Genomic DNA, 21,654 nt, shown 5'->3' on the forward strand with positions numbered 1-21,654 from the left:
TGGTTGACGAATTATAGCTCTTAAACCTGTTTTCGCCAGCATGATTTGCCGTAATCCTTGGGCAATGTTACGCCTTAGCATCACAAATTTCTGTAGTTGTAATCTGATTAGATCGCGCTTTTATGCCAGGAATAGTCTCAAAACTGATGATTGTCGATTATCTGTGCGGAAGCGCAAAGTTAAGCCTTTCCACATTCACCACCTGCTGGTCGACCCGGTCAATATCGACCGAACTCAGCCCCTTCTCATTCACAGCTTTAATGTTCGCCAGCGACAGCAACGTCTCGTCTTTCGCCATGAACTTGCCACGCACATCCTTGCGCAGGTCGAAGTTGATCTTCAGGGCGGGCCCCACAGCGGCTTCCTGCATCACATTGATATTGCGTAAAAAAAGATGCTGCGGCTTGTTGTGCAGTTCCAGCGTCGCCCGCTGCATTTCCACGTTAGTTATCGCCACAAACGAGGTGGCGTTCCCGGATGAAATCTGTATTCCGCGCAGTTTATAGGCAAGCTGGCGGTTATCGAGATGAATATTGTTGAGCTTGAAGTTCTGCGGGATGGACAAATAATCGCCTTTTATGACCCCATAGCCGATTAACATTCCGGCACTGTTCACCATATCGACATTATCAATAATGAAATTATCACAGCCATAAATGGCCACCGTGGCGTTGTCTATTCCCGCCTTTTTACTGAAGTCGGGAGTTATATTTTTGGCCTTAATATTGCGAATAACAAAATGTTTACCGTTTTCCACGTGCACCAGCTGGCGACAGTTGCTGCCGGTGATGTTGGCCACCACGAAGTTCTTAACGGTTTGTTTTTCCGGGTAGTCGTTATCATAGGTGCTGCCGGCGAGGCCAATGCCGATGCCCCAGTTGATTTTGCCGTTGGTGCAGTTGATGTTGTCGATGACATGATCGGAGATCAGGATATTGCGATCGTTGATGGCGACGTTCCACTCGATCGCATCCCCCTGCAGATGGCTAAATTTGCTGTTGGTGATGCGGGCTCCGTCCACCTGGTTGTGGAACCCCTGGCGCAGGATGGCGTAGTTGGCCTGGCTCACGCTGATGTTATCAATCAGCAAATTACGCATTACGCTCGGTTTCTTGCCGCCGATGTAGATCTGCGTCACCGGGCCAAAACCGCTCATGGCCAGCCCTTTGATAACGCAGTCAGAGCCGCGAACGTCGAGCGTAATGTTCTCCGTGCGACCAGCACCTTCACCGATTACTTTGCTGCCTTCCTGAAGAACAAAGCGGCCGCGCCCGTTGCCGGTTAATGCCCCACGGATCAGCAGCGTTTTACCGTCGGGAATGAAAATGCCCGTATTGATGTTTTCGCAGGTGAGTCCGGCCGGGACCACAACGGTGTCGCCGTCATTAAACGCCTGCTTAAAAGCGGCGATCCAGTCGTTGTTGTTGTACTGATTAACAGAGACCGTTCTGCCGCTTGCCGCCCGCGCGATGCGTGACGACAGCAGCGGCGTGGCCGCCAGAACGGAGAGAGAAGAGACAAAGGTGCGTCGGGTAATCTTTTTCAGCATACATCCTCGGCGTTACAACGTTTGCAGCAGGCTCGCTAACTGGCGGTTAATCACCTGCTGGTTAAAATCGGTTTCCACTTTTTGTCGGGCGTTATGAAGCACGGGCTCCAGCGCCTGCTGGTCAATATCGCTGAAGGCTGCCAATCGGTCCGCAAGGGCCATCGCGTTATTCTCCGGCACCAGCCAGCCGGAGTGGTCAGACTGAATCAGCTCCGGGATGCCGCTGTGCAGGGTTGATACCACCGGAATACCTACGGCCATCGCCTCCATCAGCGCCACCGGAATGCCTTCCATATCGCCATCGGCGCCCGTCACTGAAGGCAGCAGAAAGACATCCGCCTCGTCGAGCATGGCCTTGACCTCGTGGCTCGGCTTGAAGCCCGGCATCTCTACGACATCTTCCAGCTGATACTGTTCGATAAGCGTGCGCAGACGACGCTCCCACGGCCCAATGCCGAGAATGCGATAGTGGAAATCTACCCCGCGCGCTTTCAGCTGGCGGCAGGCTTCAATGGCCACATGGAGGCCTTTCTTCTCGGTCAGGCGAGCAACGGAGATGATCTGCAGCGGTTTGCCCGGCACCTTCACCGGACGGCGGGTAAAGCGCGTTAAATCCACGCCCATGCGCGAAACGGCAATTTTCTCTCCCGGGCAGCCCATGTTTTTCAGGCGTCCGGCCCACAGTTCGCTGATAGGCAGCATCATGTCGCCGCGCCTGAACAGCTGCTGATACTCCGGCGTGTAGTGGTTCAGCACTTCGCGGCTGGAGATGTCGATACCGTGGAAGATGGTCGCAATTTTACCGTCAATCACGCCCAGCTCGCGCAGCTTCGCGGCGGTGACGCCCGCCGGGCCAAAGTGGGCGATAAACACGTCGGCACGATACGGCTGCGCGGTTTGCCCGCAGATGGCCGACAGGATCAGATTGCGGGATTCGGCCCCATAGCGGGAAACGTTCAGCGCCCGCCACGTCGACGCGCGGTGGATCCCGCGCAGCGTCTGGCTGGCACGGTGGCGCAGCTTGCTCAGCTTCCCGGACGGCTCATCCTGCAGCCAGCGGGTTTTCGCCTCCAGCCCATACTGGGCATACGCCGCATGGGTATTTTTGGTATCGCCCTTTTGCAGGGCGATAATCTCCACGTCATATCCCATATCGATAAACGCGGTGATTTGGTTCAGGACAAACGTTTCAGACGACAGCGGAAATTTCAGTAAGAAGAAACCAACCTTCATTTCCCCTCCCGCACGCGGTCAAGTACCGATTTCACCATCCCAATGCCCTTCTCGCGCTCGGCTTTCACCGCCACGGCCAGGCGTTCATTGATCGAAGGCAGCTGGCCGAGCGTGTCGCCCACCATCGCACCGAGCGACCCATCCAGCAGATGACGGATATCCATGGCCATTTCCGGCATACCGAGCTGCTGCATGATGCCTGCTGATTTGTGCTCGTAGTTGATGGCAATGGCCGGCGTGCCAAAGTTCATGGAGATAATGGCGGAGTGCAGGCGCGTGCCGACGGTCAGGTCGCAGGCGGAGAGCAGCTTGCCCATCTCCAGGTCGTTCAGTTCATCCATCACCACGTGATACCGCGCCGGATCGTTCACCAGGCTGCGCAGGTTCAGCGCCACCATGCGGTCGTCTTTGTTGTAGCTGTCGATACCGGTGCAGGTGGAAAGCGCCAGCACCTGGTACCCGCTGTCCAGCACGCGGTTCACCACGTCGGCGAAAGCTTTCTCATACGCCGCCTGGGTCGTGCCTAAACGCTTATCGAAGGGCGCCAGCTCGCGCAGGGTAATGGCAACGGTTTTCTGTTTCGCCGCCACGTCGAGCCAGTGCTGTACCGCGTAGCTCGGCTGGAAGCTGTCGTCCTGGTGATCCACCAGCCACGCGGTGTCCACGCCGTGCTCAACTTTTGAGGTGTCAATTTCGCTGCGCTTCATCATATCGAGGCTGACCGACTCGCGCAGGATCAGCGCGTCGCAGTGGCCGAACACGTAGTTTGCAAGCTGGTTGAACTGCGGATCCTGGAATGGCCCGACGCTGTGGCCAATCATAAACAGCGGCTTTTTCGCCATAAAGGTGCAGAGCGCATGCTCAAACTGCGGCACGCCGTAGAGATCGACGAAGAACGATCCGCCGACCTGGATAATGGCGTCGTAGCCGGACAGCAGACGAACAAAGTCGGTGAAGCCCTGCGCGATAGCGATGTTGCGCAGCTTGCCAGTATCGGTCACGCGGGAAAGCAGCACCTGGTGCTGGTAGCGACGACGCAGCACTTTCTTCACGCGGCCCATCACGCCCGCGGCGTTGTTGTGCTGTTTCATCTGGCTGTAGAGCGGGTCGCCCATCACCGGGCGGTTCAGTAACCAGGATGAGCTGACCGGATAACGGCTCATCACGTCCACTTCGGTCTCAGGCTTAAGGGTGTTAATTGCATCCAGTAAACCGCGCAGGATGGCGCTGTCGCCACGGTTGCCGCAGGTATGGTTGCCAAGAATTAATAATTTCATAATGGCCTCTTAAATAACTAGCCTGCGCGAAGCAGCGTTTTCATTTTTTCGTTACGGCAAAACTGGCGCTTCATCTCCACCACCAGCGCATTGCGTGACAGCACAATCATCACGCCAAATGCCAGCGCCCCCGCGGCAACCTGTACCGCCAGCAGCGCGGCCAGCGGCAGGTGGCCGCTGAGGATGATGCCCAGGCCGTAGCTCACCGCCAGGGTCGGCAACGAGAGATAGAACGGCAGCCACAGGCTCAGGATGTACTGACGGTAGCTGGAGCCCAGCACCGGCTTGATCATGATGAAGTAGCTCAGAACGGTATTGACTACCTGCACCAGCAGGAAGCCCAGCGTGACGCCGATGGCGCCCGCCATATGCCCGCCGACGATAATCGCCGGAATAAACAGGAAGGTTTTGAACACGTTGAACTTAAAGCTGATGTCCACGCGCGCTTTTGCCATCAGCAGGGAACCAATCGGATTCCCCACGGAGCGCAGGAGCCCCACCACGCAGAGCAGCTGCAGGATCGGGATGATGCCGTTCCACTTCTCGCCAAACACCAGCGGCACAAAGTTGCTGGACACCACCATCAGCCCCAGCAGCACCGGGAAGTTAATGATCCCCACCACGGAAAGCAGCTTGTAGAAGTTAACGCGCAGCTTCTCGGTGTCGTCCTGGATCTTGGCGAACGCCGGGAACAGGACGCGGGTGATGATCGGGTTCAGCTTCATCGGCGGCACCACCGCGACGTTGTAGGCCAGGTTGTAGCCCCCCGCCACGCTCGCGCCGAGAATACGCGCCAGCACCAGCGTCGACAGGTTGGTATTCACATAGTTGATGATGCTGTCCGCCGTCAGCCACGCGCCAAAGCGCAGGTTGGACGAGACGGATGCAAGAGAGAAATGCAGCCCGGGACGGTAGATCTTGCGGCCAAAGTAGCCGAACAGCAGCGTACGCACGGCAGAGTTAACCAGGTATCCGAGGATGGCGGTCATCGCCAGCGGCCAGAAATGGGCGCTCACCACGGTGAAGGTAAAGCCCGCCAGCACCGCGCTGGTCTCAATCATGCCGATCTTGTTGAACTCCAGCTCTTTCTGCATCAGCGCGCGGAACTGCTGCCCGTGCGGGATCACCACGAACGCAAACGACAGCGTGCGCATCAGCGGAGCCAGATCCGGGTTATGCAGCACGCTGGCGATAGTGTCGCTCAGCAGGAACACCAGCACGAACACGAAAATCCCCAGCCCCACGTTCAGCCAGTAGAGGGTGGTCAACTCAAGATGGCTGATCTCTTTGCGCTGGATAATCGAGTTGGCGATACCAAAATCAGACAGCGTATCGGCCAGCGCGATAATCACCAGCGAGACGGTCAAAAGGCCGAACTGGTGATTATCAATAATGCGCGCCAGCACGGTCATCTGCACCAGACCGAGGCCAATGATGACGATGGTCGCCATCGCTGACCATTTCGCCCCGCTGATGGTTTTTTCACGTAAGCTCATCTTAGTACGCCGCTTTGTTCACGAAACCTTTGAAGATGGTCAGAAAAACAATCTTGATATCGAACCAGATACTCCATTCACGGATGTATTCCAGATCGAATTCGATACGTTTTTCCATTTTTTCCAGCGTGTCGGTTTCGCCGCGCCAGCCGTTGATCTGCGCCCAGCCGGTAATGCCCGGCTTCACCTTATGGCGCAGCATGTAGCCTTCAATCAGCGAGCGGTACTGCTCGTTGTGCGCCACCGCGTGCGGACGCGGGCCAACAATCGACATGCCGCCGGTGAAGACGTTGATAAACTGCGGCAGTTCATCCAGCGAGGTGCGGCGCAGGAAGTTCCCCACGCGGGTGACGCGCGGATCGTTCTGCGTTGCCTGGGTCACCACCTTGTCGTTTTCCATCACCTTCATGGAGCGGAATTTCCACACCATAATCGGCTTACCGTCCATACCGTAGCGGGTCTGGCGGAAGATAACCGGGCCGGGAGAGCTCAGCTTCACCGCGAGGGCAATGCAGCACAGCACCGGGGAGATGAGCAGTAAAATCAGCGAAGAGAGCACAATATCTTCCGCGCGCTTCAGCACGCGGTTAATGCCCGACAGCGGGGTGTCGTACAGCGGTACCACCGGCACGCCGTTCACTTCTTCAATGCGTGAATGGAGGATGTTAAAGGTAAAGACGTCCGGGATCAGGATCACCGAACAGGTGGTGTCCGCCAGCTCGCGCATCAGTTGCTTAATGCGGGATTCGTCTCTCATCTGCATGGCGATGTAGACGTTGTGAATTTTACCGGCTTTCGCGTCTTCAATAAGCTGTTCGTAATTGCCCGCCCAGTCCGCAGGCACGCCGCCAGGCTTCGCGTCGTGGTAAATACCCACCACTTCAAACCCTAACCACGGCTCTTTGCGGAAGCTGTCGAGCAGAACCTTACCAACCGGCAGATCGCCCGCTACCGCAACGAAGCGACGGTTATAACCGCGGTTACGCAGCCAGCCCGCACCGAAACGGATCAGGGAACGGCAGACCACCATGCCGACGCTGGTTAACAGATACCAGCTCAGATAGGTCACGAGGCGATTATCAAAATCATGGCTAAACGCCACCAGGCCCGCGCTGAAGATCAGGCTCAGGGTCCAGTTCTGCAGCAACAGCATGAGTTCAGTGGTCATTTTGACGCCGCGCCACGAGCGGTAGAAATCGGTCATCCCGCCGATCATCTGAAACACGACCAGCGCAATGAGTGCCATCAGCAGATGCATATATAAGAACGGCAGCCCGCCGATCCGACACACCGCCCACAATCCGCCGACCATGATGGTGATATCAGAAAAACGCTGCACCATAGAGATTAACGATGCATTCGTTCTCGCTCGTTCGCGTTTTTTTAGATTCGTCATCGTTGTTCCTGTATTCGGTTCCCCCTCCCGCCGGGAGGGGCAATTGTTACTGATTCAACAGCGCCAGAATGTCCTTCGTTCGGGCTTCCATCAGCGCCGTGTCAGCACGGGACTCCACGTTCAGGCGCACCACCGGCTCGGTGTTGGACGAGCGCAGGTTAAAGCGCCACTGCGGGAACGCCATGCTGATGCCGTCCGTACGGTCAATTTCCAGCGCGTGGATCGCAAAGTGCTGCTCCACGCGGGCAATGGCCTCTGCCGGCTGCGCCAGCTTGCTGTTGATCTCCCCGCTCGCCGGGAACGCCGCCATGCGGTCGCGCACCAGCTCGCCCAGCGTCTGTCCCTTCAGGCACAGCAGCTCGGTCACCAGCAGCCACGGGATCATCCCGCTGTCGCAGTAGGCAAAATCACGGAAGTAGTGGTGGGCGCTCATCTCGCCGCCGTAAATGGCGTCTTCTTCGCGCATGCGCTCTTTGATGAAGGCGTGGCCGGTTTTGGACATCACCGGCGTGCCGCCCGCCGCGGAGACCACGTCGACGGTGTTCCAGGAAAGGCGCGGGTCATGGATGATTTTCGCGCCCGGGTTTTTCTCGAGGAACGCTTCCGCCAGCAGGCCGACAATGTAGTAGCCCTCGATGAACTGCCCTTTCTCATCGAACAGGAAGCAGCGGTCGAAATCGCCGTCAAAGGCGATCCCCATGTCCGCGCCGTGCTCAATCACCGCGTTGCGGGTGTCGTCGCGGCACTCCGGCAGCAGCGGGTTAGGAATACCGTTCGGGAAGTTGCCGTCCGGGGTGTTGTGTACTTTCACGAAGGTCACCGGCACGTTCAGTGCCTTAAAGCGCGCCTCCAGCGCATCGACAACCGGACCCGCCGCGCCGTTACCGGAGTTGATGACCAGCTTCAGCGGCTTGAGGTTCGCCACGTTGATGTAGCCCAGCAGGTGGTCGATATACTCTTTCTGCAGGTTGATTTTTTTGTAGCTGCCGCGCTTCGCCTCGTTCACCGGCGGGAAGTCGTTGGCTTCCGCCAGGCGCTGCACGTCGCGCAGGCCGGTGTCGCCGCTGATCGGACGGGCGCCCTTGCGCACCAGCTTCATGCCGTTGTAGTCCATCGGGTTGTGGCTGGCCGTCACTTCGATACCGCCGTCCACGCCCAGGTGGAAGGTGGCAAAGTAAATCTCCTCGGTCCCGGAAAGGCCGATATCCAGCACGTCCACGCCCGCGTCCTGCAGCCCTTTCGCCAGGGCCAGCTTGAGGGATTCACTGGTCAGGCGCACGTCGCCGCCCAGCACGATGGTCTGCGGTTTTAAATATTCGCCGTACGCGCGGCCAATGCGCCACGCGATGTCTTCATTCAGCTCTTCGCCCAGCTTGCCGCGAATATCGTAGGCTTTAAAACAGGTTAATTTTTCCATGATGACCCCTTTTTCAGGCAACAGTCGGCCCTGACCACTAAATGGCCAAATTGATTTTTTGTCATTCGCAGGCCCGGTCAGCGCAGCGCCGCCGGGCATAATGCAGAGTGCTACACCCGCCCGTAGCGGTCCTGGAAGCGCACGATATCGTCCTCTTCCAGATACGAGCCGGAGCGCACCTCAATTAAGTCGAGAGGAATTTTCCCCGGGTTTTCCAGACAGTGCGTCGCCCCCAGCGGAATATAAATGGACTCGTTTTCACCCAGCAGTTTGATTTCACCGTCGATAGTGACTTTAGCGGTACCCGCCACCACCACCCAGTGCTCAGCGCGGTGATGGTGCATCTGCACCGACAGCCCCTCGCCCGGCTTCACGGTGATGCGTTTCACCTGGTAGCGGTCACCGGAGTCGATGGAGTCATATTTCCCCCACGGACGGTAGACTTCGCGGTGAATACGGTGCTCGTGACGGCCATCGGCCTTGATCTGCTCCACCACTTTTTTAACGTCCTGCACGGCGTTACGGTCGGCAATCAGCACGGCGTCCTTGGTCTGGACAACCACCAGATCCTTCACCCCGACCGTGGTCACCAGGCCGGATTCGGCGTAGACGTAGCTGTTTTCCGTTTTGTGGCTAATCACATCGCCGTGGTGGACGTTACCCTCCGGGGTATGGGCGCTGATCTCCCACAGTGAGGACCAGGAGCCGACATCGCTCCAGCCCGCATCCATCGGTACCACGACGGCATCCGCCGTGCGTTCCATCACCGCGTAGTCAATGGACTCTTCCGGGCAGGCGAGGAACGCCTCTTCATCCACGCGGATGAAGTCGAGATCCGGGTCCACCACCGCCATCGCTTTCTCGCAGGCGTGCAGAATATCCGGGCGGTATTTGCGCAGCTCTTCCAGGTAGCGTCCGGCGCGGAACAGGAACATCCCGCTGTTCCAGTAATACTCACCGCTGGCGACATACGCCTGCGCGGTTTCCAGATTCGGTTTTTCAACAAACTGCGCCACGTCAAACGCCACGCTGTCGCCTTCACCCGGCGTCACGCTGCCGCGACGAATATAGCCATAGCCGGTTTCCGGCAGATCCGGCACGATGCCGAAGGTCACCAGCTTGCCGCTCTCGGCGTATGGGATCGCCGCACGCACCGCGTCGCGAAACGCGTCTTCCTGCTGGATAACGTGGTCTGCCGCCAGGACCAGCATCAGCGGGTCACAGTCCGGGCTGCTGCGTTTTGCCGCCAGCGCCGCCAGGGCGATCGCAGGCGCGGTATTGCGTCCGGCAGGCTCCAGGATGATGTTTTCGGTGAGCTTATTCAGCTGGCGCAGCTGCTCGGCAACAATAAAGCGGTGCTGTTCGTTACAGATCACCACCGGGCTTTCACACTCCACGCCGTGCAGACGGTTCACCGTCGTCTGCAGCATGGTGAGATCCCCTTTCAGGCAGAGGAACTGTTTTGGATAGAGCACGCGGGACAGCGGCCACAACCGGCTACCAGAGCCACCAGCCATCACAACCGGATACAAAGTGGTTTGACTCATGATTTATCCCCGTATATCTGCAATAAATTGGCTCAGCACGTTCTCTTTCTCGAGCGTGCGTTCGGCATATTCACGTGCCACCGTGTTCACTTTTGGCATGGCAAGTGCCTGCTCAATTCCGGTTACCAGCGCCGGGACCGATTCCGGTTCCACGCACACGGCAATCCCCGGATAGCTGTCACACAGCTGGCCTAATTCTGTTTCGGCTTCTGCCGTAATCACCGCGTTACCGCCCACTGCCAGAATGTTGGTCAGCTTGGACGGCAGCACCGCGTCCGCGGCGCCGCGTTTTTGTACCACCAGATGGCAGTCGCCCATCTTCAGCAGCGCAGGCAATGCCTCGTAAGACTGAAGCGGGAAAAATTTTACGTTGGTTAGGCCGCGTTCCCCGGCCATTTTTTCCAGCCGCGCCTTTCCACCGCCCTGCCCGACAATCACAAACGTCCACGGATGTTCACTCAGCAGCTGGGCCGCTTCAATCACGCTTTCCAGCCCCTGCTTTTCGCCGATGTTGCCTGAGTAAAGAATGATTTTTTGATCTTCAGGCAAGCCGAGCTGCGCGCGCAGGGCCTGAGCGTCTTGCTCAGTCACGTCGCGAAAACGCGCCACTTCGGACCAGTTCGGGAAGAAGATTACCTTCTCTGCCGGAACGCCCTTCTCCTGCGCCTTGTTCATCATCGAGCGCGAGATAGTCGAGACGTAATCCACGTTATGCAGGCCGCTGCGCTCAAAGGCGCTGGCGAGCTTCGCCACCTTGCCGCCTTTACTTTTGCCTGCCATCCCCAGGCCCAGCATGGCGTCAACTTCGTAATCCTGAATGTGCAACAGAGTGCGCGCACCGGAGAGTTTGCCCAGCAGACGCATGCCCGGCGTGCAAAACAGCGTTGGCACAACGCCGATGATGCGATCCGGCTTCCAGCGACGCTGCGCCATCAGCGGGAAGAAACTGCTCAGGGCAAAGCTGCCCAGATGAAGTAACCGTTTCAGCGTTGAGGGCTGCTTAGGCACATACAGCGGGCAGCGCCAGACGGTCGCAGCGCCCTCTTCGCGACGGTAGCGCCAGCTTGAGTAGCGCTCCCCGACTTTCCACTCCGGGTAGTACGGCGGCGCGGTAATGACCCGCACGTCATGTCCCTGGCTCGCCATCCACTCGACCATCTCGCCGGTGTATTTCCCGATGCCGGTTAATTCCGGCGAGTAGTTGATTCCGTACACTAAAATTTTCATAAGCCCGGCACTCCGGACTGACGATCTGCCAGGAAATAGGCACGACTGTTGTCATGCACATTGTCGCTCGCCAGCAGCGCCTCTGGCGTCTGCCAGCGGTAGTCGTCATGCTGAGAATCAGGCAGACGCAGGTCTGCCTCACTCACCTTCAGGCGGAACCCCAGCACGATGTAGTGCGTGGTGAATCCGGTGCCTGAAAAGTTATCGTCATAGAAGTGCTGCCAGACCCCGTAAAACTGGCCCGCTGCCATCGGCAGCTGCAGGCCCAGTTCCGCCAGAGTGAGACGCTCAAACGCATCGGTAAGCGTCTCATCCTTTTGCACGCGCCCGCCGGGCACGAACCAGAAGCCCTGTGCAGGACGGTTGGTTCGTTTCCCCAGCAAGAACTCGCCGCGTTCGTTCTCCACGATCAAATCAATCGAGATGAGCGGAGTGGAACGCACTACCGTGGCAAAATCTTCCTGACTTAAAAACATCTTTACCCCCGGAAGCGGTGCTGGTTTTCCAGGAACCACTGGTAGGTACTGGCCAGCCCCTGCTCCAGTGACACCTCGTGATACCAGCCCAGCTGATGCAGACGGGTCACGTCCAGCAGCTTGCGCGGCGTGCCATCCGGTTTCGTCGCGTCAAACACCACGCGGCCTTTGTAGCCCACTACCTGCGCGATGGTTTGCGCCAGCTCGCGAATGGTGCAGTCCACGCCGGTACCGACGTTGATGTGCGACAGCATCGGCTCGGTGTTCTCCTGCCACACTTCGCGATCCAGCTCCATCACGTGAATGCTGGCGGCAGCCATGTCGTCCACGTGCAGGAATTCACGCATCGGCGTACCGCTGCCCCACACCACCACGTCCGGCGCGTTCTCGGCGGTCGCCTCGTGGAAGCGGCGCAGCAGCGCCGGGATCACGTGCGAGTTGCTCGGGTGGAAGTTGTCGTGCGGTCCGTACAGGTTGGTCGGCATCACCGAACGATAGTCGCGGTTGTACTGACGGTTGTAGGACTCGCACAGCTTAATCCCGGCAATCTTGGCAATCGCGTACGGCTCGTTGGTCGCTTCCAGCGTGCCCTGCAGCAGTTCGCTCTCAGCGATCGGCTGCTTCGCCATTTTCGGATAAATACAGGACGACCCGAGGAACAGCAGCTTATTCACGTTGTGCAGATGCGCCGCGTGAATAATGTTGCTCTCGATCATCATGTTTTCGTAGATGAAATCCGCCGGGTAGGTGTTGTTAGCGACAATACCGCCCACCTTCGCCGCCGCCAGATACACCTGGTCAATGCGTTCGTTAGCAAAGAAGTCCTGTACCGCGCGGCTGTCGAGCAGGTTCAGCTCGTCGCGGGTGCGGACAATCACTTCCACGTCACCGCGCTGCTCCAGCTGGCGAACAATCGCGGAACCCACCATTCCGCGATGACCGGCGACAAAAATACGTTGTTTTGTCATTCTCAGGACTCCAGCGCGATGGCAACCTCGTAGCCATGAGACTTGAGCAGGGAGTGTTTTTTCGCTGCTTCAAGATCTTTAGCTACCATCTCGGAAACCATTTCCTGCAGAGTGATTTCTGGTTTCCAGCCCAGCTTCTCGTGCGCTTTGGTTGGGTCGCCCAGCAGGGTTTCCACTTCAGCAGGACGGAAGTAGCGCGGGTCAACCTGGACAATCACGTCGCCTGGCTTCACGCCCGGAGCGTCATGGCCGGTCACGGAAACCACGATACCTTTCTCTTCCACGCCGGTACCTTCGAAGCGCAGTTTGATGCCCAGCTGTGCCGCGGCCATTTCAACGAACTGACGTACGGAGTACTGCACGCCGGTCGCAATCACGAAGTCTTCTGGCTGTTCCTGCTGCAGCATCATCCACTGCATTTTCACGTAGTCTTTGGCATGGCCCCAGTCACGCAGGGAATCCATGTTGCCGAGGTGCAGGCAAGATTCCAGACCCTGCGCGATGTTGGCGATGGCGCGGGTGATTTTGCGGGTCACGAAGGTTTCGCCGCGACGCGGAGATTCGTGGTTGAACAGGATGCCGTTACAGGCGTACATGCCGTAGGATTCACGGTAGTTCACGGTGATCCAGTAGGCGTACAGTTTTGCTACCGCATACGGAGAGCGCGGGTAGAACGGCGTGGTCTCTTTCTGTGGGATTTCCTGCACCAGACCGTACAGCTCGGAGGTGGATGCCTGGTAGAAGCGAGTTTTCTTCTCAAGGCCGAGGAAGCGGATCGCTTCCAGCAGACGCAGCGTACCCATGGCATCAACGTCAGCGGTGTATTCCGGGGATTCGAAGGAGACCGCTACGTGGCTCATCGCGCCCAGGTTGTAGACTTCATCCGGCTGTACTTCCTGCAGGATACGGGTCAGGTTGGAGGTATCGGTCAGGTCGCCGTAGTGCAGATGGAATTTCGGGTTCGCCGCGTGAGGATCCTGATAAATATGATCCACACGTTCGGTGTTGAAAGAAGACGCACGACGTTTAATACCGTGTACTTCATACCCTTTTTCCAGCAGGAACTCTGCCAGGTAAGAACCATCCTGCCCGGTAACGCCGGTGATGAGAGCGACTTTAGACATGTTTTATTCCTCTACTTATGAATTTAATCAGAGCCGTTAAGTAGGCTATCTTTTTTGTCATTTTGAACGTGGGCTGTGCTCGAAATCCTCACGTACCTAAGTACGTTCCGGTTTCTGCGCGCAGGCCGCGTTCAAACTGCCTGCAACGATTACGCCTACTTAACAAGGCTCTTCGTTTCAACGCGTTCGCGTATCACCACTGCGGGGTTGCCACGGCAAATTTTATTTGCCGGTAGCGATTTAAAAACGCTGCTGCGGGCACCGACTACCGTGCCATCGCCAACAGAAACACCCGGTGCAACAAAAACATCCGTTGCCAGCCAGCATTTTTCGCCAATCACAACAGGCGAAGCGGTAATATCAAAATGCTGACTCATAAAGTCGTGGCTGCCGGTGCACAAATAACATTTCTGTGAAACCACCGAATTTGCACCAATCGTAATTTCGCCAAGGGTATATAACACCGCATCATCCCCAACCCATGCGTAATCCCCCAGCGTTAATTTCCACGGATAGGTAATTTTCACAGAAGGTCGGATGACTACGTTTTTTCCGATTTTTGCGCCAAACAGGCGCAATAAAAAAGCTCGCCAGCGGTACATTATTTGCGGCGACCAGGCAAATAATGTTGACTGAACGGCCCACCACAGCTGCACCTTAATACCGTTCCCGCCCCGAAAACCTTTCGGCACGGAGAAACCTTTTAAATCCTGCATTGCGTTTCCTTATATTCAGGCTTTGTTATATAAGGTTTTCGTTTTGCCTGTGGTATGCAGGCGTAATAAATAAGACAATTCCGCCCAGAATCCCGGTACGCGTAATATTTTACGCTGTACGTTTTTGGCATCCTGGCACAATTCCAGATTATTAGACGTTGACACGCCGCCCATGGAGAATTCAGACACCAACCCTTTAATTCGACGGAACGGATAACCTGATTTATACAGGCTGGCTGCCAGCGCATAATCGGAAGACACTTTATACTGCAAATCGTAAGGCTGTTTTTTCAGACCCTTTACCGGGAAGAAAATGGCCTGATGGCTGGCCGGCAGGCTGTGATAGATATACCAGCCTGGCTTCGCGCTGCGGCACACTTTATGTCCGTCGCCAAAATCGAGCAGCGCATCGCCAATATACATGGCGTCCTCTTTCTGGCGAGCCAGCTGACGGGCAAACAGCGCCACGTCTTCATGGAAAATATCGCCCGAGTTCAGGAAGATGGCATAACGGCCTTGCGCCATGCTGATGCCTTTATTCATCGCATCGTAGATGCCTTTATCTTTCTCGCTGATGTAGCGTAAGTTGAACTCACCGTTGAGTTTTTCCAGAAACTCCGCCGTGCCATCGTTCGAGCCGCCGTCGACCACAATCCACTCAAAGGTGAGGCTTGGATCGCGCGCCAGGTTGCGCAGCGAGCGCCAGGTTTTTACCACCCCTTCGTAATTACGAAAAGCGACAGTAATGACGCTAAGAAACATAAATCACCTCATTTCGTCATACGTTCGTAATATTAAGCGCCTTGCGCAGAATAAACGGACAGACAATCAAGAAAACATATTCCGGGCTAAATATTGACCCGGTAAAAAACAGCGACACCGGAGTAAACAGATAAAGCTGAACGCGAAAATTCTGGTTATCACCAAACGCGTTAATCATCATTTTGAAAACTTTAAACAGATACCACAGGGTCAACAGTACGGCGAACCACGAAAAATAAATAATTAACAGATACAGACCATTGTCTATGGTTTTACCGACATCCGCACCGTTAAAGATTCCGAATGATGCAACATATTCGTAAAGTGAGCCGAATCTTACTACGCCATCAATATGGGTTAAGGAATAACCCACCATTACCAGTGGCCCAATGATGCGATAATAGGACGAAGACCCTTCCGTTCCCAAATCACCCAGACGTTCTGAGATGTACGGGAAGGCAAATATCACGCCTACCATAAACACCGTCAGGGAGATAATCGCCAGCGGCAGCTTTTTCTTAATCGCATCTTTGTTCAGATACTGAAACGCCCATTCCAGCAGGTAAAACAGGATAAATGTCATTACCCCTGAGAACGATCCAGACAGAACAATTCCTGCAAGAATCATAGCATCGGTCTTAGGCGTTTTGATACCAAACTGTTTGATGCTGAGCCAAATTGAGATTAACGCCAGAGCGAAAAACGCCGGTTCAAAATAGAGGGCCGTAGTACGCTTCCCGCCAAACTTGATGAAGTTCAATACATAGCTGTTACTGTAAATGAGATATTTCGAAATTATCTCCATCAGGCTGCTGCCACCGGTGAGAATAATTTGCGCCATCTCCAGCGCGGCAAGCATAACAATTAACGCAACGGCAATATAAAAGAACCTAAGGATTTTCCGATAATTGTGCGGAGAAATAGTTTTAAACCGAATACTCCAGACCATTCCGATAATAATAACAATATAAACAAACAGCATGGTCGACGTGACGTATTTACTCGCATCCAGAGACTGGCCAAAGATGTAGTTAAACAGCGTCAGGCCCGTGCCCAGCCCTAGGGCAATCATCAGCTTCTTGAGGTTGATTTTATCGACATACAGCAGAAGCAGAACGGGCAGGAAGGTTACGATGGTTATCGGGAAGCTTTCGCCGAGCTGGGCAATTTTGACGTTGACCAGCAGGTAGATCAGCGGCAGCAGCAGATAACTACAGATTCTGATAGAACGAGACATATTCCTCCAGCATCTGTTGTCCACTGTAGGCCTTGCGGCTGCGGTTGCGGAACGATTCCAGGTCCGTGCCAAAAACGATCTCAGCGATCTGCGCCTTCGGCAGCTGTACCAGCGGCAGGACCTCCTGCTCCGTGAAGGTTTTCCCGCCGGACTTTTCCAGCACTTCGCGCGCCGCATCGCTGTGGGTGGCAATCACCGGCACGCCGATGGAAAGCGCTTCGCAGAGGATCAGCGGATAGTTATCCACGCGGGAGCTGAACACCAGCGCGTCCATTTCGTTCAGCGCGCTCATCAGCTTGCGCTTATCGGTTTCAAACCCATGGTTCACCACGTTAGCCCCTTCGAATGGGGAAAACTTGCCGAAGGTGTGAAGCTCTATCTTGTCACCCAGCGCCATCATGTCGCACACCAGCTGCTGGTTGGTTTTACCGTCGTAACGCAGGTCATGCGCAACAATAGCGATTTTCGGTTTGCCCGCGGTTTCGGCCACCGGGGTCAGTTCGGCAAGAATGGCTTCCGTCGCTACGTCGATGCCGTTGTTGATAATCTGACAGCGCCCTGCCCCGTACAGGCTGTTGAAGGCATCGGCCACGTGCTGGCTCGGGGAGATGAACGTACAGCCGAGCGAGAGCATGTCGCGGAACAGCTGACGCTTTCCGGCCACCAGCTGATGCGCGCGATCCACCTTCACCGGCGGGTAGTTGCTTAACGTCGGGCACTTCTGGCAGTTATCTTTCCAGCCTTCGCAGCCGTCGGTAAACGCGCAGCGTCCGGTCACGCTCCAGTGATCGTGCAGCGTCCAGACGAATCGGGTGTCGGGCTTGTGGGCCTGCACCTTCTGGCAAAACGCCACCACCTCTTCCAGATTCAGCCAGTAGCTGTGCAGCACGTGAAAATGCAGCACAACCGGGCCCGCGGTGCGGGTAACCGTGCGGTACAGCGTGTTCAGGTTGCCAAACAGGTCGCGGTTAAACAGACGGAACAGCGCAATGTTGGCAATGGAGGTCAGGCGCGGCGTGTGCTTGTACACCTGCGGGAAATTATCGTGGCTGACGCTTTTCTTGCCGCCTTTGCCGTAACCGTAAATAAAACGCGACTGAAGTCCTTTTTGTAGCGCGCGCTGGTGCAGATCCAGGGCCACGCCTGCCGCTCCGCCTTCTGCGAGGCGTACGTTAAATTGCAGAATCTTCATTTAATCACCTTCACGCGGGCTTTTTCCCCCACCACCAGCGCGTTATCCGGAATGCTGTCCAGCACCACGCTGCCAGCACCAATCGTGACGTTGTTACCAATCGTGATGTCACCGATGATCACCACGTTCGCCCCCAGCTCGACGTTATTGCCGATGACCGGGCAGGCCAGGCTGTCAGGCCCGCGGTTGCCAATGGTGACCGCATGACGAATGGTGAAATCATCCCCGGCGACCACAAACTTGTTGATCACCACCGCATAGCCGTGATGGATGGTAAAGCGGCGGCCAATGGTGGCAGCGGCCTGAATTTCATAGCCAAAAAAGCATTCGGTAATGATGCGGTACAGCACCAGCACGGGCGCCGCCCAGATATTGTTCAGCACGTTTTTCTTACGCCACACCGAGCAAAAGTGCGCGATGCGGTACGCCAGAACCATGCAGCACGGACGCAGGCTCCAGCTGTTAGCGCGGCAATCTTCCAGAAACATTATTTCCCCCGAAGTCCATCAGCCAGGCGCTTGCCGTTACGCACGGACAGCAGCGTCAGCAGCGTGCGCCAGTTCATGCGCTTATTGCGGATCTGATAGAGGGTAAAGAGCTGATATTTACGGCTGGCACGGTCAAACTTGTCCTTGTGCTTGCGGTAAAAATGGAAGTAGCCGGAGAACTTCTTCGGCGAGGAGGTGATTTGCATCTCCCCGTGGTTGATGTGCAGGATCTGCGTAGCCTCTTCCACTTTCCACGGCTCGCCGTACTCCACCACCATGCGCAGGAAGATATCGTAATCCTGCGCGGCCTTGAGTTCGGTATCGAACAGGCACTCTTTGAAACGCCACGCCCAGGTGAAGACCTGGTTACCAATAATGTTGCGCTTGTAGAACAGGCGGCGAGAGTACGGTGATTTCGGATAGAGCGGCAGACTGGCGGGCTGCGAGTAGACCTCGCCCTGGCAGACATAGTCGTTGGCATACAGGAAAGCGTGCGTGACCAGCTGTTCTTTATGCGACAGGAAGATAGACAGGCGGTTCGGCGTCCATTCGTCATCGTCGTCGATTCCGGTCAGATACTGCCCTTTGGCCTGCATAATCGCCTGATTACGCACCGCACACGCGCCGGAGTTGATGGCGTTGTGGGTATAGACCACCCGCGGGTCGTTGAGGTCAGTCACAAACTTTTGCAGCTGTTCATACGAGGAAGAGCAGTCATCAACGATGATCAGCTCCCAGTTATCGTAATCCTGACGTAACACCGACTTGATTGCGCGGATCGCCAGCTGCTGACGATTCCATGTCGGCATATAGATTGAAACTAAAGGGCGTTGTGTGGTCATAGTCTTCCCCTTATCCCTCACCCCGCCCCTCTCCCGGAGGTAGAGGGAGAAAGTTGCTCTCCCCTCTGGGGAGAGGGTTAGGGTGAGGGGGATTTTTATTTGCTGTCAGATTTATATTCGTACTCGTAATAACCGTAATCCTGGTACCCGGTCGCGCGGCGGAAGATGGAGTTCAGGATCACCCCTTTCACCTCAATCCCGTTCTGCTCGAAGCGGCTCAGGCTGGTTTCCACCTCTTTCAGGGTGTTCACCGCGTAACGCGCTACCATCAGCGTGGTGCCCGCGTGGCGGCCAACGACGGCCGCATCGGTTACGGCCAGAATTGGCGGCGTATCGATCAGCACCAGGTCGTAGTTTTTGCTCGCCCACTCGATCAGCTGGGTGAAGCGTTCGCTCATCAGCAGCTCGGATGGGTTAGGCGGTACCTGACCGCGTGGGATCAGGTCAAATTTCGGCACCGTTGTGGGTTTCGCGCTCTGGCTGATGTCACCTTTGCCGAGCAGGATTTCCGACAGACCGTTCACGTTGTTGGTGCCCAGCAGTTCGTGGGTGTAGCCCTTACGCATATCGCAGTCGATCAGCAGCACGCGCTTGTCGGTCTGGCTGACCACCGCCGCCAGGTTGGCGCAGACGAAGGTTTTACCGATCGACGGGCTCACGCCGGTTAACATCAGGACGTTGTTTTTGGCCTGCATCATGGCGAAGTGCAGACTGGTACGCAGGCTACGGATCGCTTCGATGGCGAGGTCGGTTGGGTTACCCACTGCCAGAAGCTGGCTCTGTTTGTAACGCTTGACGCCCTTGATGGTTTTGACGCTGTCACGCGATTTTTGCCACTCAGACAGCGGAATGCTGGCATAGACGTTGATACCGCTCTCTTCCAGCACCTGCGGGCTTTCGATACCGCGGTTGAACAGCGAACGCAGCAGCACACCCACGATGGAGAGCATCAGGCCGAGAATAATGCTGCCGAGAATGATCAGCGCTTTCTTCGGCTTCAGCACACCAGGCTGGGTAATGGCCGGGTCGACGATGCGCACGTCACCGACGGTACTGGCTTCGGTGATTTTCAGCTCCTGCTGCTTGTTCAGCAGCTGCATGTAAACCTGCTGTCCTGACTCCACGTCGCGGGTCAGGCGCACGATCTCCTGCTGCGTTTTCGGCATCGCGGTCACGCGGTCATTGAGCTTCGCCTTCTCCTCTTCCAGCGTGCGGCGTTTCTCCAGCAGCGTGCGGTAGGCCGGGTGACGTTTGGTATAAAGCTTGGAAATCTCCGCCTCTTTGAAGGTCAGCTCGTTGAGCTGCGCGTCAATGTTGACCATCGAATCGAGGACCGATTTCGCCTCCAGCGGCAGGTCAACGGAGTCTTTATCCTGACGATAGGCGTTCAGCTTGTTCTCGGCATCATCCAGACGGGCACGCACTTCCGGGAGCTGTTTTGACAGGAACGCCAGGCTTTTCGCCGCTTCCGCCGACTTACGCTCAACGTTCTGCTCAAGATAGTTGCGGGTAATGCTGTTCAGGATGTCGCGGATTTGATCCTTATCTTCACCGGTAAAGGTCATGCTCAGCACGCCAGTGTCCTTACCGTTTTCGGTGACGGTCAGGTTGTTTTGCAGATTGTTGATCATTCCCAGCGTGGAGAATTTGGTGACGGTGAATTCGCCCCCCTCCTGGGCGTTGATGGCGCTAACCATCATGCTGACGCCGTCTTTGGTCAGCATCTGCCCCACTTCACCGCGGGCGCTAAAACCTGCGTCGCTGGTTAGCTGATACTGTTTCGGGCCAAGCACCGTCAGGGTAAACGTCTGATCGGCGGCCCCTTTTGGCAGCACGAAGTCAGTCACTTTCACCGTGTCGTTGCTTCGCCCCATCAGCCGATCCCAGCCGGCACCAAAGACCGGGAAGGTATTTTTGGTGACGGAGATATCGAGCCCGAGGTCGTGAACCGTTTTACCCAGCACCAGACGTGACTGGATGAGCTGAATTTCGGCGTCGGATGCCGGCGGCTTGTTCGCCAGCGCGGAGCCGATATCCTGCACCAGCGAGTTGCCGGTATTCTGCTCGATCTGCACCAGCGCGTCGGCGCTGTAGATAGGAGTGGCGAAGAGCGTGTAGACGACGGCCGCCGCGGCGAACACGGCGGTAATGCCCAGCACCCACCACTTTGCCTCTACAACAGTGCCGACCAGGCGCCCAATATCAATTTCATCACTGCCCGAAGTCGGGGCGGCAGAAGGTCTTGTTTTTTCTGTCATTGTTATCCCTGCTGAACTTTCAGTGCCTGCGCCCACTGTTGGGCAGACTGGTCAAGTAAGGTGTAAACCGCCTCAAAGGCCTCATGGCTTTTGCGATACGGATCGGGGATTTCACGTTCATTGTCCCAGTGACCAAACAGCATCACCTTGCCGCGCATCTCCGGAGCGATATCGCACAGCGCATGAATATGGCGTTTTTCCATCGTCAGGATCAGGTCATACTCGCGGCACATGCGGCCAGTGACCTGGCGGGCCACGTGGCCGTCGAGAGAGAGGTGATGATCCCGCGCCACGCTCGTTGCGCGCTCATCGGCACCTTTACCGACCAGTGCACCCAGCCCTGCCGAATCAACGGTCAGTTCGGGCTGGTAGTGTTTCAACAACCGTTCAGCCGTAGGGGAACGGCAAATGTTCCCCACGCATACCACCAGAATTTTGTTAAACATCGC

19 protein-coding genes are annotated in these 21,654 nt (G+C 56.3%); all 19 read right to left on the reverse strand.

Translation table 11 applies throughout. From position 1 onward, the window contains the following. Positions 1–157: 157 nt before the first annotated feature. On the reverse strand, positions 158–1,549 hold the full coding sequence (wcaM, locus tag NUX24_RS13580; protein ID WP_257832164.1) for a colanic acid biosynthesis protein WcaM: 1,392 nt from the start codon (positions 1,547–1,549) through the stop codon (positions 158–160). Positions 1,550–1,561: 12 nt separating this feature from the next. After that, positions 1,562–2,782, reverse strand: coding sequence for a colanic acid biosynthesis glycosyltransferase WcaL (gene wcaL, locus NUX24_RS13585; protein WP_257832166.1), 1,221 nt, complete (start codon positions 2,780–2,782; stop codon positions 1,562–1,564). Then, entirely contained in the window at positions 2,779–4,059 is a 1,281-nt protein-coding gene (gene wcaK, locus NUX24_RS13590; RefSeq protein ID WP_047652464.1) for a colanic acid biosynthesis pyruvyl transferase WcaK, read from the reverse strand. The genes wcaL and wcaK overlap by 4 nt, the downstream gene beginning before the upstream one ends. A 17-nt stretch (positions 4,060–4,076) precedes the next feature. Beyond that, entirely contained in the window at positions 4,077–5,555 is a 1,479-nt protein-coding gene (wzxC, locus tag NUX24_RS13595; protein WP_023312393.1) for a colanic acid undecaprenyl disphosphate flippase WzxC, read from the reverse strand. 1 nt (position 5,556) lies between these two features. Next, on the reverse strand, positions 5,557–6,951 hold the full coding sequence (gene wcaJ, locus NUX24_RS13600; protein ID WP_257832168.1) for an undecaprenyl-phosphate glucose phosphotransferase: 1,395 nt from the start codon (positions 6,949–6,951) through the stop codon (positions 5,557–5,559). A gap of 46 nt (positions 6,952–6,997) precedes the next feature. After that, positions 6,998–8,368: a colanic acid biosynthesis phosphomannomutase CpsG gene (gene cpsG / locus NUX24_RS13605; RefSeq protein WP_029742028.1), complete on the reverse strand. Its 1,371-nt coding sequence runs from the start codon at positions 8,366–8,368 to the stop codon at positions 6,998–7,000. Between the two features lie 110 nt (positions 8,369–8,478). Then, the gene (cpsB, locus tag NUX24_RS13610) at positions 8,479–9,915 is read right to left on the reverse strand and encodes a mannose-1-phosphate guanyltransferase (RefSeq protein WP_257832170.1); all 1,437 of its coding nucleotides are present in this window, start codon (positions 9,913–9,915) and stop codon (positions 8,479–8,481) included. A gap of 3 nt (positions 9,916–9,918) precedes the next feature. Next, on the reverse strand, positions 9,919–11,142 hold the full coding sequence (gene wcaI, locus NUX24_RS13615; protein ID WP_047647341.1) for a colanic acid biosynthesis fucosyltransferase WcaI: 1,224 nt from the start codon (positions 11,140–11,142) through the stop codon (positions 9,919–9,921). Beyond that, positions 11,139–11,618 (reverse strand): GDP-mannose mannosyl hydrolase, encoded by a 480-nt coding sequence (locus tag NUX24_RS13620; RefSeq protein WP_126330696.1) that lies wholly within the window; start codon positions 11,616–11,618, stop codon positions 11,139–11,141. The genes wcaI and NUX24_RS13620 overlap by 4 nt, the downstream gene beginning before the upstream one ends. Positions 11,619–11,620: 2 nt before the next feature. Further along, complete coding sequence (locus NUX24_RS13625; protein WP_024908102.1) at positions 11,621–12,586, reverse strand: GDP-L-fucose synthase; 966 nt, start codon at positions 12,584–12,586, stop codon at positions 11,621–11,623. A gap of 2 nt (positions 12,587–12,588) precedes the next feature. Then, positions 12,589–13,710: a GDP-mannose 4,6-dehydratase gene (gmd, locus tag NUX24_RS13630; protein WP_014884502.1), complete on the reverse strand. Its 1,122-nt coding sequence runs from the start codon at positions 13,708–13,710 to the stop codon at positions 12,589–12,591. Positions 13,711–13,865: 155 nt separating this feature from the next. Then, a complete protein-coding gene (wcaF, locus tag NUX24_RS13635; RefSeq protein ID WP_257832176.1) occupies positions 13,866–14,426 on the reverse strand; it encodes a colanic acid biosynthesis acetyltransferase WcaF in 561 nt (186 codons plus the stop codon). A 15-nt stretch (positions 14,427–14,441) separates the two neighbouring features. Beyond that, a complete protein-coding gene (gene wcaE / locus NUX24_RS13640; RefSeq protein ID WP_257832178.1) occupies positions 14,442–15,188 on the reverse strand; it encodes a colanic acid biosynthesis glycosyltransferase WcaE in 747 nt (248 codons plus the stop codon). 16 nt (positions 15,189–15,204) lie between these two features. Beyond that, positions 15,205–16,425: a colanic acid polymerase WcaD gene (wcaD, locus tag NUX24_RS13645; RefSeq protein ID WP_257832180.1), complete on the reverse strand. Its 1,221-nt coding sequence runs from the start codon at positions 16,423–16,425 to the stop codon at positions 15,205–15,207. Continuing rightward, positions 16,400–17,617, reverse strand: a complete 1,218-nt coding sequence (gene wcaC, locus NUX24_RS13650) for a colanic acid biosynthesis glycosyltransferase WcaC (protein ID WP_257832182.1) — start codon at positions 17,615–17,617, stop codon at positions 16,400–16,402. The genes wcaD and wcaC overlap by 26 nt, the downstream gene beginning before the upstream one ends. Continuing rightward, positions 17,614–18,105 (reverse strand): colanic acid biosynthesis acetyltransferase WcaB, encoded by a 492-nt coding sequence (gene wcaB, locus NUX24_RS13655; protein WP_023312402.1) that lies wholly within the window; start codon positions 18,103–18,105, stop codon positions 17,614–17,616. Before wcaB ends, wcaC begins: the two co-directional genes overlap by 4 nt. Continuing rightward, the gene (gene wcaA / locus NUX24_RS13660; protein ID WP_023312403.1) at positions 18,105–18,947 is read right to left on the reverse strand and encodes a colanic acid biosynthesis glycosyltransferase WcaA; all 843 of its coding nucleotides are present in this window, start codon (positions 18,945–18,947) and stop codon (positions 18,105–18,107) included. Before wcaA ends, wcaB begins: the two co-directional genes overlap by 1 nt. A gap of 95 nt (positions 18,948–19,042) precedes the next feature. Continuing rightward, a complete protein-coding gene (wzc, locus tag NUX24_RS13665; protein WP_257832185.1) occupies positions 19,043–21,205 on the reverse strand; it encodes a tyrosine-protein kinase Wzc in 2,163 nt (720 codons plus the stop codon). 2 nt (positions 21,206–21,207) lie between these two features. Further along, a complete protein-coding gene (gene wzb / locus NUX24_RS13670) occupies positions 21,208–21,651 on the reverse strand; it encodes a low molecular weight protein-tyrosine-phosphatase Wzb (protein WP_023312405.1) in 444 nt (147 codons plus the stop codon). Positions 21,652–21,654 lie beyond the last annotated feature (3 nt).

Origin of the sequence: Enterobacter sp. HG048, from assembly GCF_024702055.1 — a bacterium.
Taxonomy (GTDB): domain Bacteria; phylum Pseudomonadota; class Gammaproteobacteria; order Enterobacterales; family Enterobacteriaceae; genus Enterobacter; species Enterobacter dykesii.

Excerpts from the sequence above, each read along its gene's own strand:
- wcaL (WP_257832166.1), bottom strand. The coding sequence starts at position 2,782 with ATGAAGGTTGGTTTCTTCTTACTGAAATTTCCGCTGTCGTCTGAAACG.
- wcaK (WP_047652464.1), bottom strand. The coding sequence starts at position 4,059 with ATGAAATTATTAATTCTTGGCAACCATACCTGCGGCAACCGTGGCGAC.
- wzb (WP_023312405.1), bottom strand. The coding sequence starts at position 21,651 with ATGTTTAACAAAATTCTGGTGGTATGCGTGGGGAACATTTGCCGTTCC.
- wcaC (WP_257832182.1), bottom strand. The coding sequence starts at position 17,617 with ATGAAGATTCTGCAATTTAACGTACGCCTCGCAGAAGGCGGAGCGGCA.
- wcaA (WP_023312403.1), bottom strand. The coding sequence starts at position 18,947 with ATGACCACACAACGCCCTTTAGTTTCAATCTATATGCCGACATGGAAT.
- wcaI (WP_047647341.1), bottom strand. The coding sequence starts at position 11,142 with ATGAAAATTTTAGTGTACGGAATCAACTACTCGCCGGAATTAACCGGC.
- NUX24_RS13625 (WP_024908102.1), bottom strand. The coding sequence starts at position 12,586 with ATGACAAAACAACGTATTTTTGTCGCCGGTCATCGCGGAATGGTGGGT.
- NUX24_RS13620 (WP_126330696.1), bottom strand. The coding sequence starts at position 11,618 with ATGTTTTTAAGTCAGGAAGATTTTGCCACGGTAGTGCGTTCCACTCCG.
- gmd (WP_014884502.1), bottom strand. The coding sequence starts at position 13,710 with ATGTCTAAAGTCGCTCTCATCACCGGCGTTACCGGGCAGGATGGTTCT.
- wcaM (WP_257832164.1), bottom strand. The coding sequence starts at position 1,549 with ATGCTGAAAAAGATTACCCGACGCACCTTTGTCTCTTCTCTCTCCGTT.
- cpsG (WP_029742028.1), bottom strand. The coding sequence starts at position 8,368 with ATGGAAAAATTAACCTGTTTTAAAGCCTACGATATTCGCGGCAAGCTG.
- wcaB (WP_023312402.1), bottom strand. The coding sequence starts at position 18,105 with ATGTTTCTGGAAGATTGCCGCGCTAACAGCTGGAGCCTGCGTCCGTGC.
- wzxC (WP_023312393.1), bottom strand. The coding sequence starts at position 5,555 with ATGAGCTTACGTGAAAAAACCATCAGCGGGGCGAAATGGTCAGCGATG.
- cpsB (WP_257832170.1), bottom strand. The coding sequence starts at position 9,915 with ATGAGTCAAACCACTTTGTATCCGGTTGTGATGGCTGGTGGCTCTGGT.
- wcaJ (WP_257832168.1), bottom strand. The coding sequence starts at position 6,951 with ATGACGAATCTAAAAAAACGCGAACGAGCGAGAACGAATGCATCGTTA.
- wzc (WP_257832185.1), bottom strand. The coding sequence starts at position 21,205 with ATGACAGAAAAAACAAGACCTTCTGCCGCCCCGACTTCGGGCAGTGAT.
- wcaD (WP_257832180.1), bottom strand. The coding sequence starts at position 16,425 with ATGTCTCGTTCTATCAGAATCTGTAGTTATCTGCTGCTGCCGCTGATC.
- wcaE (WP_257832178.1), bottom strand. The coding sequence starts at position 15,188 with ATGTTTCTTAGCGTCATTACTGTCGCTTTTCGTAATTACGAAGGGGTG.
- wcaF (WP_257832176.1), bottom strand. The coding sequence starts at position 14,426 with ATGCAGGATTTAAAAGGTTTCTCCGTGCCGAAAGGTTTTCGGGGCGGG.